The organism is Trinickia sp., from assembly GCF_057351765.1.
The window spans coordinates 35714-50468 of the sequence record NZ_JBMRBK010000036.1 but is presented as its reverse complement, the minus strand read 5'-3'; the positions used below and the strand labels follow the sequence as shown (position 1 = coordinate 50468).

The following is a 14755-nucleotide window of genomic DNA, read 5'->3' as shown; positions in this document are numbered from 1 at the left end:
CATGGCGCGCCTTGAAAGAAGAGGGGACGTTCGAATGAGCGATGAACGAATCGATAGGCGCTTTGTCGACGATGAAGCATTGATGCTGCGTGCACGCGGTTTGGCCAAGACGTTCGTGCTGCACACACAAGGCGGCCAGGCCATTGCGGCGCTGCGCGGCGTCGATCTCGATCTGCGGCGCGGCGAGTGCGTCGCACTCGTCGGTCCCTCGGGCGCCGGAAAAAGCACGCTGCTGCGTTGCCTCTATGGAAACTATTTGGCAAGCGCCGGATCCATTGAGTTACGCGACGAAACCCGCGAGCACCGGTACATCGTCCTGACTGGTGCGAGCCCTCACGAACTGCTGCGGGTTCGCCGCGACGTGATCGGCTACGTGAGCCAGTTTCTTCGCGCGATTCCTCGCGTGCCGGCGCTCGAACTCGTCGCCGAGCCGCTGATCGCGCGCGGCGTCGACGGTGATGAGGCCAGGCAGCGTGCGAAACTATGGCTCGCCCACCTGGGCATCCCGGCGCGGCTCTGGAACTTGGCGCCGGCGACATTCTCAGGAGGCGAACAGCAGCGTGTGAACATTGCGCGCGGCCTGATTGCCGAGCACCCTGTGTTGCTGCTCGATGAGCCCACCGCATCGCTCGACGCGTCGAACCGCGCAGTCGTTGCCGAGGTCGTCGCCGAAGCACGCCGGCGCGGCGCCGCGATTGTCGGTATCTTCCACGACGAGGCCACGCGCGCACAGGTGTGCACGCGGCAGCTCGAGTTGGAGCCTCGGTCGGTGCTCGCGGCCGCCTGACGCACATCGGGGGGGGGGGGCGCCGACAGTCGATCAGCGGTGCGAATGAACGCCGCGTATAGCGGATACGGAGCAACCTATGTTGATCAGGAATGCGCGGATCGTTACGCGCGACGAGGAATTCATCGGCGTGGTGCGGGTCGAGAATGGCCTCGTGGTGGATGTTGCAGCCGGTACGACGAGCATGCCGGAGGCGGACGATTGGCGGGGGGACTATCTGCTGCCTGGCTTCGTCGAACTGCACACCGACAATCTCGAGAAGCATCTTGCGCCGCGTCCGGGCGTCACGTGGAACGTCGATGCGGCGTTCGTCATCCACGACGCACAGATCGCTGCGGCCGGCATCACGACGGTGTTCGATTCGCTCGCGATCGGTTCGCGCACCGATGCGGGGCTACGCGGCAGCCAGGTCCATCGCGATGCGGTATCCGCGCTCGATCGCCTTGCGGCGCACGATTTCCTGCGTGCGCAGCACTACCTGCATTTGCGCTGCGAGGTCGGCACCGAAGACGTCGTCGATCTTTTCGAGGAATTCGGCAGTCATCGGCTCGTCGAACTCGCTTCGGTGATGGACCACACACCGGGTCAGCGGCAGTGGAGCGATCCGGCGAAGTGGCGTCAATACCAGGAGCGCAACGGGAAGTGGAGCGATGAAAAGGCTCAAGCCGCGTTGATCGAACTGTCCGATCTGCAGGCGCGCTACGCGCAAACGCATCGGCGCAGCATCGTCGATCGCTGCAAGGCGCTCGGCATTTCGATGGCAAGCCATGACGATACGCTCGTCGAGCACGTGGAAGAGGCCGTGCGCGACGGCATTGCGATCGCGGAATTTCCGACGACGATGGCGGCCGCCCGGACGGCGCGACGGCACGGTCAGGTCACGGTGATGGGAGCGCCCAACATCGTGCGCGGCGGATCGCACTCGGGCAACGTGTCGGCGCTCGAGCTTGCGAAGGAGGGCCTGCTCGATATCCTGTCGTCCGATTACGTTCCGTCGAGCCTCATGATGGCGGCGTTTCAACTGGTGCGGGAGGCGGGGTGGTCGCTACCGCGTGCGATCGCTACCGTATCGAGCGCACCCGCCCAGGCCGTTGGGCTCGACGATAGGGGAGCGATTGAAATCGGACTGCGGGCCGATATGGTGCGCGTGGGCTTGAGCGATGCCTTTCCCGTACCGCGGGCGACCTATGTGCATGGGGTGCGAGTAGCGTAGGATGGACACAGCGGGCCACCGATGAGGTACGCTTGCGAAAGTTCGAATCAGCCCGCCGGTGCTTCCCATGTTGATCAATTGCGTCGTCTATCAAGACGGCAAAAAGCTCGCCGACATTCACGTCGATGACATCAGCGTCTATCTCGCCAAACCTGAGTGCTTCGTTTGGGTGGCGCTGAAGGATCCGGACGCCATCGAACTCGAAATCATGAAACACGAGTTCGGTTTGCACGAGCTTGCGCTCGAGGACGTGCGCCATGGGCATCAGCGTCCGAAGATCGAAGAGTATGGAGACTCGCTGTTCGCCGTGCTGCATACGATCGAAACCGGTGACGACGACGAACTGCTGGTCGGCGAGATCGATGTATTCGTCGGGCCCAACTATGTGCTCTCCGTGCGCAACCGGACGCGTCACGGCTTCCAGGATGTCCGTACGCGTTGCGAGCACGAGCCGCATTTGCTGAAGGAGGGCTCGGCCTTCGTGCTGTATGCGCTCATCGACAATATCGTCGATCGTTATTTTCCGGTGCTCGAGGCATTGGGTGCGAAGCTCGAGGAGATCGAAGACCGGATCTTCGAAAAGCACAGTCTCGCGGCATCGCGCGCGATCATCGAAGACCTGTATTTGCTCAAGCGCAAGCTCGTCACCTTACAGCATCACATCGCTCCATTGCTGGAGGGCGTCAGCAAGCTGTCGGGCGGCCGCATTCCGCGCATCTGCCTCGGAATGAGCACGTATTTTCGCGATGTCTCCGATCACCTGGAACGCATCGTCAGGACAATTGAAGGCCGCCGGGAAATGATCGTGACTGCGATCCAGGTCAACCTCGGCATAATTTCGCTGGCCGAGAACGAGGTCACGAAACGGCTCGGGGCGTTTGCGGCGCTATTTGCCGTGCCGACGATGATCGCGGGTATCTATGGGATGAATTTTCAGAGCATTCCCGAGCTGCATTATGCGTACGGGTATCCGGTTTGTCTCGCAGCGATGCTCGGAATCGACATTTTTCTTTGGTGGCGGTTCAAGGCCGCGGGGTGGCTGTGACTTACCAGCCGTAAAAACGCGGCCACGTTTGAACAGTGCCGTCGGAACGGATGACGCCTGCACGAACTTACTGTTCGGCTTCCTTGAGAGTGGACACGGTGATTTCACGTGCGCCGGCCTCCATTTGCGCTCTGGCGACCTGCTCGCACTTGGTTGTTTTCACGTGCGGACGAAACCCGCGCTCGCCGTTCGCGGGCGCGGCGGCTTCGATCGCGGCCTGGCCGAACACCGCCACCATGGCGTCGAGCCGGGCCTGGGTAGCGACCCAGCGCGCCCCGCTTTGGCCATTCCAGTCGGCGACCTGATCTGCATTTTTCTCTGCCATGCCATCTCCTTGTTCCGATTCGTTCTTAACTAGTTACCCTTTGATTGAGGCAAGGGGGAGCCGAACCGATGCCAAGGCGCGTATCGTCTCGAGCAAACCCGCCTCCACCAGCGACAAGGCGCCAGACCTGCCTGTGATCGTCTCAGGCGTCGAGATCGGTGCCGCCTGGCGCCGGACCTCGAAGGACAACCGCTCCTACCATTCCGTCAAAGTCGACGATCCGTCCTTCACCGCGCCGACCTACGCCAAACTCTTCGAAGGCGGCGACGCAACAGGAGAAGGGAATCTGTGCTCTCAAACCAGCATCGACTGCTGGGCGAAGATACCGGCCATCGCGCCCTGCGATGATGCCAGGGTGACCGAGGGTAAGAAGGGCGTGGCGAGGTCGCCGGCGGCGTAGATGCCGGGCATGCTGGTTTGGCGGCGCTCGTCGACCTTGAGGGCGATGCCGACGGGCGTATCCACCGTGGCGAGGCCCAGTGATTCATGCAGGCTTGCGGACGGCTTATTGCGCGGATGGGCGAACAGGACGTCGACCGCGATATTGCGGCGGGTATCGAGATTGACGGGGCGCGGCCGAGTTGCAGGGCGGCGGCGAGGCCGGCAAAGCTGCCGCCGATGATGATGACGTCATTTATGGTGATGGGCTCCGTGTTGTGGATGGGGTAGTGACACACGGCCTCGCGCGTAATAACATTGTGTTGACGTGCTATACATGGTGGTATAACATTGTGCTTACGGTGGAGCTATGAAAACGACGATTCGCAGGATGGGCAACTCGCAAGGTGTACTGATCCCCAAGCCCGTTCTTGCGCAGTTGGGACTGGAGAACGAAGTGGAAATGGAAGTCGAAAACGACGCGATTGTGCTGCGCCGCCCCCGACACAAGGCCCGCGAAGGATGGGCGGAAGCGAGCAAGGCGCTCGCGGGGAGCGGTGATGACGCGCTGGTGATGGGTGAGTTCGCCAATGCCGACGATGCGGAGCTTGCATGGTAGTGCGCGGGGAAGTTTGGTTGGTCGCACTCGATCCGACGTTGGGCAGCGAAATCCAGAAAACGCGCCCTTGCGTCGTGGTTTCGCCTTCTGAAATGCACGATCATTTGCGCACTGTCATCGTGGCCCCGATGACCTCGAAGGGGCGTGCCGCGCCGTTTCGGATTCCGGTCACGTTCAAGCGAAAGCAGGGGTTGATCCTCCTGGACCAGATTCGTGCGATAGACAAGGTGCGACTGGTCAAGAAAGAGGGCTCAGTGGCCGATAAAACGCTGTTGGACACCCTGCGAACCTTGCAGGAAGTCTTTGCGGAATAGGCAAACAAGAAAATTGGTCGCCCCGCACGGCACGGGAAAACGAGGATTAACCATGCTGGTTACATTTGGCGAGCACGAAGGCAAATCATCGGAAGTAGTCTTACTCAAACACGCGTCTTACGTAAAGTGGGTGCCGGCAAGTCTGACGCCAGTGGCCGGCTTGCGGCGCTTCGCGCAGATCTGCAGCGCTTGTCAAGAAGTTCGATGCGAAGCCGCTGGCGAAGCCATGTGCCCATTGCCATAAGCCGGCAACGCTTGTATCGGCCTACTGGGGCAATGATGAAGTGCTTTACCCGTGGTGTGACTCGTGCGACCCGTATACGTTTGGCGCGCTGGACGGCAAGCTTGCAAAATTGCGGACGTTCCAGGACGCAATCTCTCACATTGAGTTGCGCTGCAAAGCCAAGAAGTCCAGCTATGACCGAATCGTGCGGGCATTCGCTGAGCCAAAGGGGTTGCCTGGCCGCGCAGGTCGCAGCAACGTTACGCGCGACAACGTGGGTCAATGGAAACAGGAAAGACACATGCTGAAGTCAAACGTTATTTCGGTCGTGCTGCCAGGCCTCGACTACGAAGTGGTCGAGCGGCTCCTGAACGAGCGCGCGGAACTCATCGAATTTATTGGTTCAAACAGACCGGTCTCTGGTGCAATTGCAGATGAGTCGCGCCGAGTGGATGCAATCACAGCGGAGCTGACACACATTCTTGGCAAGAATGCTCTCGCTGCGATCCTGGGCAAATAGGACGGAAAACGCCAACGCGCCGGCACTAAGGAAGCGCCGCCCGGCGGGCTCAACGAGAACGAGCTATGGACCTGAAAGAAGAACTTGGAGTCGCCCCCGTCAATGAATTGCGCTACTTGCGCTCGCGCACGAAAGGCACGATGGGGCAGACGGAAATCGACGAGTATGAAGAGATAGATCCCGATGGCAAGGTGATCGCCACATACACCGTCACCGTGCATACCAACCTGCGCGGCCTCGATACGACACACTCCATCCAGAAACACGCCGTCACCTGACTGCTCGGAAAACGCGTAAAAGGATTTGTGAATGTCACATACATACGGAAGCCAGGTTTTCGGCCCAGCGTATGACGTCGTCGTGCCGGTGATGATGGCTGCCGCGTTCATCTATTTTGGGGTGCGAGCGCGAGGCATGACGCCGGATGAACGAGCGAAGATGCCACTCATTATCGGCAACTGGAAGGCTTGCTTTCTTTTTGCGGCGATCGCGGCCTTGCTGGCGGTCGCCAAGTGCCTTCACAGCTAGAGCACGGAAAACGCCGGCCAGCGCCGACGCAGATGAAAACTCTTCGAAGAGCAGAGCTACGTAACCAAATGGCGTTGATTGAAGAAATCCAGGCAACAGCGATCTCTGAAGCTTGGGACGTGTCTGCTTTGCTACGGAAGTGCAAGCTCCTCGCGGCACGTCTTGACGCCAAAGAGTTCGGTGAATACCGGCTGAGCTCTATGACCGAGAACCCCGGTTCAGCGTCGGATACGCGGTCGCAGAGCCGTTCCGGGGGCAAGGTATCGCCACGGACATTTTGACCCGCAGCGTCAATGACCTAAGTCAGGGCTTCGAATTTGGACGTATCCGAGATTTTGTGTGCGAGGCGGGTTGACACTTTCAGCCCGATGTTGAGGCGCTCTTGCCGGATTGCGTGCGATGACGATCCACGCCGCGCCGTCGATCATCGCCGACCGCTCGTCGGGCAGGCCCGCGAAGGCGGCACGAACCGCGGCCGAGGCGCGGGCGCGGATGTCGTCGGGCTGATCAGCGAACGCACGCGACAGCGGGCCGACCTCGAGCGTCATCTTCACGGCGTCGTCGATCGCAGCGTCCCGAAATCCTCGAAGAATCGAGGCTCTCTCGCGCAAATCTCGGGCGACCAGGATCTGAACTAAATTGCCGCGACACGCAGCATTTCCTCTCACTTGGCGTCGTTGTATACGGTCGCGCGCGATACGCCCAGATGTTGGGCGACCGTCTCCATCGATCGTCGCAAATCAAGGTATCCCTCGTCTCTAAGGGCTTGCATCAGAGTCCTTCGTTGATCAGTGCGCAGCGCCTGCGGCGTCGTCGCGAGAGCGACCGCGAATCGATCGATTCGCTCACGCAGCGACTCTGCGCTCGATGGGTCCAGCGATTCTTTGACCACATCAGTCTTGAGCGTAGAAAACTGTTCCAGCAGGTGGGTGACGCTGCGGAACAGCGTCACATCGACGTTCAGGCAGAGCGCGGCGATGTAATGCCCGTCCGAATCCTTTATGCCAATTGATGTGCTCTTGGCCTGCCGGCCGTCCGCGAAACGATTCGCGTAATTCGCGAGGACTTGCGGGTACTTGGCATCGGCAATCCGTGCCAGACCGAGTTCGGTCGCAGGATCGCCCACCTGCCGCCCAGACAGGTTGTTGTGGATCGCAAGGATCGCGTTTTTCGGATGAAGGAGGTCGTGAACCACCACCTCCGTAAATGGCGCAAGCGTTTCCCCCAATCCCGCTGCGATGTGCTTGACCTGGTTGAGGATTGTCTGCTGCTCTCTGGTGAGTTTGCTCTTAGCCATTGGATGATTCATCTACATTTTTTCACATTGTATAGGCTCTTGGCGCCCGAAGCGAAATCCTCGCATTCCCCTATGTTATACAGAACGTCTAACTTTGGATAATATGCATAGACCTTGAGCCGGTCAGTGCCCTTTATTGAGCGCGCCGCTCGGTCCCTGCCCCCAAATAGACACCATCAGGAGATACGCAATGCAAGGGAAACACGTACGCCAGTCCGCCTTGGCGCGAGGTCTGTGTGCGGCGCTTTTGTCGCTGACAGTGGGGGCCTTCACGACCGCCGCCGATGCACAGCAGCCCAGCGCCAACCCGCCACAAAACCTGCCGAGGATTCTCGTGCTGGCAACGGGCGGCACGATTGCCAGCAGCTCCGATCCCCGCTCGGCAATTGGCTACAACGCTGGCGGCATTACCGGCGGTCAACTCATCGCGAGCGTTCCTGGTCTCGACAAGCTCGCGTCCATCGACGCGGAGCAGATTTCGAATGTCGGCTCACAGGACATGAACAACAAGATCTGGTATCAGCTCGCGAACCGCATCAAACAGGCCGTCGACCGGAACGAGGTCGACGGCATTGTGATTACGCACGGCACAGACACAATGGAAGAAACCGGCTTCTTCCTCGATCACGTCCTCTCGACCAGCAAGCCGGTTGTTCTCGTCGGTTCCATGCGTCCGGGTAGTTCGAGGAGCGCCGATGGCCCCATGAATCTCTACGAAGCGGTGGAAGTTGCTGCCAGCCCCCAGTCCGCCAACCGTGGCGTGCTGATGGTGATGAATGACACGATTAACAGCCCGCGTTGGGCAACCAAGACCAACACTACGTCGTTGCAGACCTTCCAGAGCCCGAACGCCGGCCCGCTCGGGTACGTCGACCCAGCCTCGATCCGCTACCTCTCTCCCGCGCCGACCAGCCACCAGAAGGCCTTGGAGCTGCCAAGCGGCGGGCTACCCCGCGTGGACATCGTGTACGCGCACGCGGACATGGACGCGACGCAGATTCAGGACGCAGTTCGACATGACGCAAAGGGCATCGTTCTCGCGGGTGTCGGCGATGGAAATGCGTCGAAGGCTGCACTGGACGCGATGGAAGCGGCTGCTCGCAAGGGCATCGTCGTGGTCCGTTCCACGCGTGTGGGCAGCGGATTCGTCAATCGGAATGTCGAGGTACCCGACGACAAGAGCGGCTTCGTTGCTTCCTATGACCTGAACCCTCAAAAGTCGCGTGTTCTCACGCAACTGCTCATCGCCAACGGCGTGACGTCGCCGGACAAGGTTCAGAAAGTATTCCAGTCAACGTACTGAATTCCATTTCGTGAGCGGGTCGCCTGCAATGGCGACTTGCCGACTTATCGCAGGCGTCCAATGCCCCCCGACATCACCCCGCCGGCCGGGCATTACTTGAACGTGTGCGTTGCAAACAGATGAGATCAAAAAAGATCGAAGGAGATACCATCATGAAAAAGTGGAAGCTTTCTCATTGGATCATGCTCGGCATGATCCTCGGCATCGTCGTAGGCTACGCCTGCCATCAATATGCGGGAGACGAGGCCGCTGCCAAGTCCATTGCCGCCGACTTCGGCGCGGTGACGACGATTTTCTTGCACATGATCAAGATGATTATCGCGCCGTTGGTCTTCGCGACACTCGTCTCTGGCATTGCCAGCATGCACAGTGGAAAGTCCATCGGGCGAATCGGCGCGAAGGCGCTCGGCTGGTTTATCGTCGCTTCACTCGTATCGCTCAGCATCGGGCTGTTGTTCGTCAATATCGCTCAACCCGGTGCCAATCTCAATATGCCACTGCCGCCAGCGGACGCTTCGACGCATCTGCAAACGAGCGCACTTAACATGAAGGACTTCCTGACGCATATCGTCCCGAGCAGCATTGCTGAAGCAATGGTGGGAAACCAGATCATGCAGATTCTGGTGTTCTCGCTGTTTTTCGGTATTGCGTTGGGAAAGGTTCCGGGGGAGCCTGGCGTGTTCCTGAAGCGTGCCGTTGATGGGCTGATGGAGACGATGCTTCGCGCGACGAACGCGGTCATGGCCTTCGCGCCTGTCGGTATCTTTGCTGCCATCGCGGGTGTCGTCACCGTTCAAGGCCTTGGCGTGGTCGTCACCTACGGCAAGCTCATTGGCTGGTTCTACGTGGCATTGTTCGCACTCTGGACGGCGCTGTATTTCGCTGGACGCGCAGCCTTGGGCCGTCGTATGCCTGAATTGGTCAAGAAGATTCGTGAGCCGATGATGATTGCGTTCTCGACGGCCAGCAGCGAGGCCGCTTTTCCGGTTTTGACGGAAAAGTTGACCGAGTTCGGCGTGCATCGACGCCTTGTCGGATTCGTGCTGCCCCTTGGCTACTCGTTCAATCTCGACGGTTCGATGGTCTATCAGGCATTCGCGGCGATTTTCATCGCACAGGCGTTTGGCGTGCACATGCCCATCGGCACGCAAATAACGATGCTCCTCATCCTCATGATCAGCAGCAAGGGTATGGCGGCGGTTCCGCGAGGCTCGCTGGTTGTGGTTGCCGCGATCCTGCCGATGTTTCACCTTCCCGAAGCCGGCTTGCTGCTGGTGATGGGCATTGACCAGTTGCTTGACATGGGCCGCACGGCAACCAATGTTCTGGGCAACAGCATCGCCAGTGCTGTGGTGGCCAAATGGGAAGGTGAACTGTCACCCGCTGGGACGCACGAACAGGGTCAAGCGTTGCAAAGCGCAAGTACTGAACCTGTCCCCGATTATGGGAATGTTCGTTCGTCGTGACCCGGGGAAGGGCCTTGCATTGCTCGGCATGTCTATGTTGATATTTCGTCCATTTGTGGACATACTTTATAGTTTTAGCCGTCCGATTGGGAAAACGTACGACCATGCCGACAGACGCAAAGCTTCTCCTGCTCGACCGTGACGTTGTGGAACCTGCTCTGCAAGCGGAGCAGGTCATGGCAGCGGTTCGCGAAGCATTTATCCTTCACAGCCGGCGAGCCGGACGAGTCTTTCCTGTCGTGCGCGAGAAGTTGCATACGGGTGGGGTGTTCGGCATCAAGTCCGGCGATGTGGCAAGCCAGAATCTTCTCGGTTTCAAGGCGGCCGGATTCTGGCCGGGCAACCGTGGCGTTGGCGGTGAGCCTCATCAAGCGACCGTTGCGCTGTTCGATCCTGCGACGGGGCGACCGCTCTGCATCATGGACGGTAATGCAATCACCACTGCGCGGACCGGCGCCGCCGGTGGTTTGGGGCTGCAACAGCTCGCGCGACGCGAAAGTACGCGGATCTGCATCTTCGGTACTGGGGTTCAGGCGAGCGTCCAGCTTCAGTACGCGCTGAAGCTACTGCCTCAGCACTGTACGGTCCAATATGTGACTGTCACCGGCGAGGCCGAGCCCGCTTTCGAAGCGAGATTTCGGGACCGGTGCGCCATCAGCGTGGCGATGGACCGCAACGATGCCGTAGCCAACAGCGATGTGGTCATCACCGCGACGCCCGGGAGTGGCGCGTTGTTCGAAGCAGATGCGGTTCAACCTGGAACGCACCTGACATGTGTGGGTGCCGACACGGCTGGCAAGCGCGAACTGCCTGATGGTGTGTTGGCGCGTGCGCGCATTTTCGTCGATGATGAGGTTCAGGCACGCAGCATCGGCGAATGCCAGTGGGCACCGTCGTTGCCATGCACGGAAATAGGAGACATCCTTTCTGGCACAAGCTCGTTCCAGCGGTCTCCGAGCGACATCACTGTGTTCGATATGACGGGCCTCGCTCTGCAGGATCTCACGGTCGCGCGCTTCCTCTATGAGCACGCCACGGAGCAACAGCTAGGGACGTCCGTTGCATGGCCTTGGTGAATCAAATCTACTTTCGAGTCTGACATGACTACTTTCGAGCTTCCCACCTACGCTGACGTTGAGGCGGCTGCCTCCCGGATCGCCGGCGTCGCACATCGCACCCCGGTTCAAACCTCACGCACGCTGAACGAAATGATCGGCGCGGAAGTGTTCTTCAAGTGTGAGAACTTCCAACGCATGGGCGCGTTCAAGTTTCGCGGGGCGTTCAATGCGCTTTCGAAATTTTCGCCCGAACAGCGCAAAGCCGGCGTGGTCGCGTTCTCCTCGGGCAACCATGCCCAAGGGATTGCCCTGTCCGCGAAGATTCTCAACATCCCTGCGACCATTGTGATGCCGCATGATGCGCCCGCAGCGAAGGTGGCGGCGACGAAGGGATATGGGGCGAACGTGGTTGTGTACGACCGCTACACCGAGGATCGCGAAGCGATTGGCCGGCGTCTCGCAGACGAAAACGGCCTCACGCTGATTCCGCCCTACGATCACCCGGACATCCTTTCGGGGCAGGGGACTGCCGCCAAGGAGCTCTTTGAAGACGTTGGTGCGCTCGACTACCTGTTTGTGCCGTTAGGCGGTGGGGGTCTGCTGTCAGGTAGCGCCCTATCGACCCGTGCTCTGGCGCCGCAATGTGTCTTGTACGGCGTCGAACCGGAAGCAGGTAATGATGGTCAGCAGTCGTTCCGGAGTGGCAAAATCGTTCATATCGAGACGCCGAAAACCATTGCGGACGGCGCACAGACTCAGCACCTCGGACACTACACGTTCGGTATCATCAAACGCGATGTGAACGACATTTTGACGGCACCCGATTCCGATCTGGTGAGCGCCATGAAGTTCTTCGCTGCCCGCATGAAGATGGTCGTGGAACCGACCGGGTGCCTCGGGCTCGCTGCTGCCTTGAATATGAAGGACTCTCTCAAAGGGAAGCGCGTCGGCGTTCTCATCAGCGGTGGCAACATCGACCTCGAACGTTTCTGCGCGGTAGCGGCGGCGTAAGCACGATGACGCCCATGTTTGACAAGCTGGTTGCTTTGCTCGAAGCCGAAGCAGCCCGGTTCCGCGTCAGCGAGCATCCACCCGAGGGACGGTCGGACCTGGTCGCAGCGATTCGCGGGACCGAGCCGGGGCAGGGTGCGAAGGCGATGCTCTGCAAGTGCAAAGACGACGACCGCACGCTGGTCCTCGCGGTTCTTCCGGGCGACAGGAAACTGGACTTCAAGCGGGTAGCGGCTGCAGCAGGGGTCAAGAAGGCAACGCTTGCCTCGCCCGAAGAAGCGCAACGAGAGACGGGGTGCGTCATTGGTGCAATCCCTCCTTTCTCGTTCTCGTCAAACATCAAACTGATCGTTGACCCCGAGCTGGTCGAGCGCTTTGACGAGATCGCGTTCAACGCTGGACGGCTCGATCGCTCGATGGTGTTGGATTCGGTCGATTATGTCCGGATTGCCAAGCCGCTTCTGCAATCCCTATGCGTCTAGGCAAAGTATCAGCCATCTCGTTTGATCTGGACGACACGCTCTGGTCCTTCAGGGCGGCAGTCGAGCGTGCCGAAGCGGTCCTTCATGCCTGGTTGCTCGAAAAAGCGCGAGGAACGGCAGTTACGCTGCCGAGCTGGCGGGCGCTTGGAGCGCTGCGCGACCAGTACGAACGCTCGCGCCCTGACTTGGCTGCCAACTACCGAGCCTTACGCCTCGGCTCCATTCGGCTTGCCTTGCAGTTAGCGAAGGAAGATGTCGCCCTTGCGGAAGCCGCATACACCGTCTTTTATTCCGCCCGGCAGAAAGTCGAGTTCTATGAGGACGTTTGGCCAGCGTTGACCTGGCTTAGCGCCAGGTTTCCGCTCGTGGCAGTGACGAACGGAAACGCTGACCTTCGGCTAACCGGTTGTTCCGGGTTTTTCCGTACAGTCTTGACTGCCGATGCGTTCGGTTATGCGAAACCTGATGCCAGCATCTTTTTAGAGGCTGCAAAAATCGTTGGGGTGCAGCCCGAGGCGTTGCTGCATGTCGGGGATGACTTCGATCTCGATGTTCTCGGGTCTCTGAATGCGGGCCTACAGGCAGCCTGGATTGTTCGGCACGGTTTTTCCGAGGCGAAAGCCTCAACCGGCAAGACTTCGCGTTGGTATCTGAGGATTCGGGATCTGTCGATGCTGTGCCGAGCGTTGGGTGGCCCTCTCTCGCTCACTTCGGCAACGGATCGCTGACATCTTCCAACTGCAAAGCGGCCGTTCGAGTGACAACTTTACGCCGCCCCGCAACATGACGCGTTTCAGACTCCGCCCCGTCTCAGGAAATGCCGTTGCGCCCGAAGGCGCGAAAGCCGGGCCGCGTCGTGAGAAGCGCGTAGTAGTCATTCACGGCCTCGAACTGGGGATGATCGATCGGCGTCGAGTACCATCGATGAACCGACAAGCCGATCACGATATCCGCAAGCAGGAATTCTCCGCCGAGGATAAACGCCTTCGTCTTGCGCAACTGCGCGTCGATCAGCGCCATATAACCTGTCCACGTCCGGATGCCGCTCTCGACCCGTTCCGAATTCGCCCAGGCCGGGTGTTGGCGAACGAGGTGCATGAACGGAAAGCGCCATGCATTGTTCAACTCGGTCGCTTGCCAGTCCATCCAACGCTCGATCTCGGCACGCTTGCGCGGCGCCTGAGGCAGCAGCCGGCCGCTCGGATCGTATGCACTGGCGAGATAGCGAATGATCGAATTGGATTCCGACGTGACGAAGTCGTCGTCTATCAGCACCGGCACTTGCGCCATCGGGTTCAGCGAGAGGAATTCCGGCGAACTCAGGGGCTTGTGGTCTTCGCCCCATCGCTCGTGCTCGTACGGTAAGTCCAGCTCCGCACAGGTCCACAGCACCTTTCGTACGTTAATCGACGTCGATTTGCCGAGTATCTTGATCATGACATTCAATCTGCTTGAGAAGGGTTCATGACGATGCGCCTGCCATCGAAAACGATGGTCGCTCGCAACAGGAGATAAAGCACCCGCATCCGAGGGCGATGCCGTGCAGACCGAGCGCCGCATGAGCCGCGTCTCCGGCCCGTGACGAGCAACATGGCTGAATACATGGCCGCGTATTGATAGGTGACCATCGTGCCGACCATCTCTTGCGGACACTCTTCGACGAGATGGGCTTGGCATCGCAGAAACAGGAATTCGAACGCGACGATGTAGAAGCAGTAGAGCACGAAACTCCCGGTCGGGTGAAGTATCGCCACGGCAGACGTTGCCGCCGCGACGCAGACGCCGATCAGGATCGCTTCGAATTTTGGGCCGTTCGCGATGCCCTTATTGGGTTCTGTGCTTTATTTGACATAATCTAAATTATCAACCTTTCGCGTGTCACGGCTAAGTTGTAATGTCCGCTTCGGAGGATCGGGCGCCAGCCTGTACGCTGCTGGTCTACGTGGACGATGCGACGAGTCGATTGATGCACGTGTACTTCACGGCGAGCGAATCGACGTTCAGCTATTTCGAGGCGACGCGCGCGTACATCGAGCGTTACGGCAAACCTGGGGCGTGTCGCGTTCGTCTCCCAATGGGATTTCGCAGATCGTTTCTTCGGTGGACAGCGAGACTACCGCTACTCGGTCGGTACTCTCCGGCGCAACCCATACGCCGTCGATGAAGAACCGCTCCAGCTTTTTCGC

Annotated in this window: 19 protein-coding genes and 3 pseudogenes; 16 read left to right on the top strand and 6 right to left on the bottom strand. The window is 59.5% G+C overall.

What is annotated here, in order from left to right:
• Window positions 1-34 precede the first annotated feature (34 nt).
• From phnL to ACO1XS_RS08585, 3 genes are all read left to right on the top strand, one after another.
• Window positions 35-787 carry a phosphonate C-P lyase system protein PhnL gene (gene phnL, locus ACO1XS_RS08595; RefSeq protein WP_331568123.1) on the top strand — a complete coding sequence of 251 codons (753 nt, stop codon included), beginning with the start codon at window positions 35-37 and terminating at the stop codon, window positions 785-787.
• Window positions 788-866: 79 nt separating this feature from the next.
• Complete coding sequence (locus ACO1XS_RS08590) at window positions 867-2000, top strand: alpha-D-ribose 1-methylphosphonate 5-triphosphate diphosphatase (protein ID WP_486390445.1); 1134 nt, start codon at window positions 867-869, stop codon at window positions 1998-2000.
• Window positions 2001-2067: 67 nt separating this feature from the next.
• On the top strand, window positions 2068-3045 hold the full coding sequence (locus tag ACO1XS_RS08585) for a magnesium and cobalt transport protein CorA (RefSeq protein ID WP_486390444.1): 978 nt from the start codon (window positions 2068-2070) through the stop codon (window positions 3043-3045).
• 67 nt (window positions 3046-3112) lie between these two features.
• Here ACO1XS_RS08585 and ACO1XS_RS08580 read toward each other — a convergent pair whose 3' ends face one another.
• Window positions 3113-3370, bottom strand: a complete 258-nt coding sequence (locus ACO1XS_RS08580) for a hypothetical protein (protein WP_486390578.1) — start codon at window positions 3368-3370, stop codon at window positions 3113-3115.
• Between ACO1XS_RS08580 and ACO1XS_RS08575 the strand changes: the two genes are divergently transcribed.
• On the top strand, window positions 3369-3770 hold the full coding sequence (locus tag ACO1XS_RS08575; protein ID WP_486390443.1) for a DUF736 domain-containing protein: 402 nt from the start codon (window positions 3369-3371) through the stop codon (window positions 3768-3770). The two genes, ACO1XS_RS08580 and ACO1XS_RS08575, sit on opposite strands and share 2 nt — an antisense overlap.
• Here the strand turns inward: ACO1XS_RS08575 and ACO1XS_RS08570 are convergent.
• Window positions 3665-3937 (bottom strand): annotated as a pseudogene (locus ACO1XS_RS08570) (FAD-dependent oxidoreductase); the annotation flags it as partial. The gene ACO1XS_RS08575 and the pseudogene ACO1XS_RS08570 overlap by 106 nt on opposite strands.
• Before the next feature lie 181 nt (window positions 3938-4118).
• On the opposite strand from ACO1XS_RS08570, the gene ACO1XS_RS08565 reads away from it, so the two are divergent.
• The 4 genes from ACO1XS_RS08565 to ACO1XS_RS08550 all read left to right on the top strand — a co-directional run bounded on the left by ACO1XS_RS08565 (window position 4119) and on the right by ACO1XS_RS08550 (window position 5702).
• Window positions 4119-4367, top strand: a complete 249-nt coding sequence (locus ACO1XS_RS08565; protein ID WP_486390442.1) for an AbrB/MazE/SpoVT family DNA-binding domain-containing protein — start codon at window positions 4119-4121, stop codon at window positions 4365-4367.
• Window positions 4361-4681: a type II toxin-antitoxin system PemK/MazF family toxin gene (locus ACO1XS_RS08560; RefSeq protein ID WP_486390441.1), complete on the top strand. Its 321-nt coding sequence runs from the start codon at window positions 4361-4363 to the stop codon at window positions 4679-4681. Before ACO1XS_RS08565 ends, ACO1XS_RS08560 begins: the two co-directional genes overlap by 7 nt.
• Before the next feature lie 524 nt (window positions 4682-5205).
• Window positions 5206-5424, top strand: coding sequence for a hypothetical protein (locus ACO1XS_RS08555; RefSeq protein WP_486390440.1), 219 nt, complete (start codon window positions 5206-5208; stop codon window positions 5422-5424).
• Window positions 5425-5489: 65 nt separating this feature from the next.
• The gene (locus tag ACO1XS_RS08550) at window positions 5490-5702 is read left to right on the top strand and encodes a hypothetical protein (RefSeq protein ID WP_486390439.1); all 213 of its coding nucleotides are present in this window, start codon (window positions 5490-5492) and stop codon (window positions 5700-5702) included.
• Between the two features lie 34 nt (window positions 5703-5736).
• On the opposite strand, the gene ACO1XS_RS08545 is transcribed toward ACO1XS_RS08550, so the two are convergent.
• Window positions 5737-6048 (bottom strand): hypothetical protein, encoded by a 312-nt coding sequence (locus tag ACO1XS_RS08545; protein ID WP_486390577.1) that lies wholly within the window; start codon window positions 6046-6048, stop codon window positions 5737-5739.
• Here ACO1XS_RS08545 and ACO1XS_RS08540 point away from each other — a divergent pair.
• Entirely contained in the window at window positions 5985-6233 is a 249-nt protein-coding gene (locus ACO1XS_RS08540) for an AbiTii domain-containing protein (protein ID WP_486390438.1), read from the top strand. The genes ACO1XS_RS08545 and ACO1XS_RS08540 overlap by 64 nt on opposite strands.
• A gap of 102 nt (window positions 6234-6335) precedes the next feature.
• On the opposite strand, the pseudogene ACO1XS_RS08535 reads toward ACO1XS_RS08540, so the two are convergent.
• Both ACO1XS_RS08535 and ACO1XS_RS08530 read right to left on the bottom strand, forming a co-directional pair.
• Window positions 6336-6536: pseudogene (locus tag ACO1XS_RS08535) on the bottom strand (SAM-dependent methyltransferase); the annotation flags it as partial.
• Window positions 6537-6616: 80 nt separating this feature from the next.
• Window positions 6617-7249, bottom strand: coding sequence for a helix-turn-helix transcriptional regulator (locus ACO1XS_RS08530; RefSeq protein ID WP_331567089.1), 633 nt, complete (start codon window positions 7247-7249; stop codon window positions 6617-6619).
• A gap of 190 nt (window positions 7250-7439) precedes the next feature.
• On the opposite strand from ACO1XS_RS08530, the gene ACO1XS_RS08525 reads away from it, so the two are divergent.
• The 6 genes from ACO1XS_RS08525 to ACO1XS_RS08500 all read left to right on the top strand — a co-directional run bounded on the left by ACO1XS_RS08525 (window position 7440) and on the right by ACO1XS_RS08500 (window position 13297).
• Window positions 7440-8552, top strand: a complete 1113-nt coding sequence (locus tag ACO1XS_RS08525) for an asparaginase (RefSeq protein WP_486390437.1) — start codon at window positions 7440-7442, stop codon at window positions 8550-8552.
• Between the two features lie 152 nt (window positions 8553-8704).
• Window positions 8705-10018, top strand: a complete 1314-nt coding sequence (locus ACO1XS_RS08520; RefSeq protein WP_486390436.1) for a dicarboxylate/amino acid:cation symporter — start codon at window positions 8705-8707, stop codon at window positions 10016-10018.
• 104 nt (window positions 10019-10122) lie between these two features.
• Window positions 10123-11094, top strand: a complete 972-nt coding sequence (locus ACO1XS_RS08515) for an ornithine cyclodeaminase family protein (RefSeq protein WP_486390566.1) — start codon at window positions 10123-10125, stop codon at window positions 11092-11094.
• Window positions 11095-11118: 24 nt separating this feature from the next.
• On the top strand, window positions 11119-12087 hold the full coding sequence (locus ACO1XS_RS08510) for a threo-3-hydroxy-L-aspartate ammonia-lyase (protein ID WP_486390435.1): 969 nt from the start codon (window positions 11119-11121) through the stop codon (window positions 12085-12087).
• A 14-nt stretch (window positions 12088-12101) separates the two neighbouring features.
• Entirely contained in the window at window positions 12102-12569 is a 468-nt protein-coding gene (locus tag ACO1XS_RS08505; RefSeq protein ID WP_486390434.1) for a YbaK/prolyl-tRNA synthetase associated domain-containing protein, read from the top strand.
• On the top strand, window positions 12560-13297 hold the full coding sequence (locus ACO1XS_RS08500) for an HAD family hydrolase (protein WP_331567077.1): 738 nt from the start codon (window positions 12560-12562) through the stop codon (window positions 13295-13297). Before ACO1XS_RS08505 ends, ACO1XS_RS08500 begins: the two co-directional genes overlap by 10 nt.
• Before the next feature lie 82 nt (window positions 13298-13379).
• Here the strand turns inward: ACO1XS_RS08500 and ACO1XS_RS08495 are convergent, their stop codons facing one another.
• Entirely contained in the window at window positions 13380-14006 is a 627-nt protein-coding gene (locus ACO1XS_RS08495) for a glutathione S-transferase family protein (RefSeq protein WP_486390433.1), read from the bottom strand.
• A 469-nt stretch (window positions 14007-14475) separates the two neighbouring features.
• Between ACO1XS_RS08495 and ACO1XS_RS08490 the strand changes: the two are divergent.
• Window positions 14476-14619: pseudogene (locus ACO1XS_RS08490) on the top strand (ISNCY family transposase); the annotation flags it as partial.
• Window positions 14620-14755 lie beyond the last annotated feature (136 nt).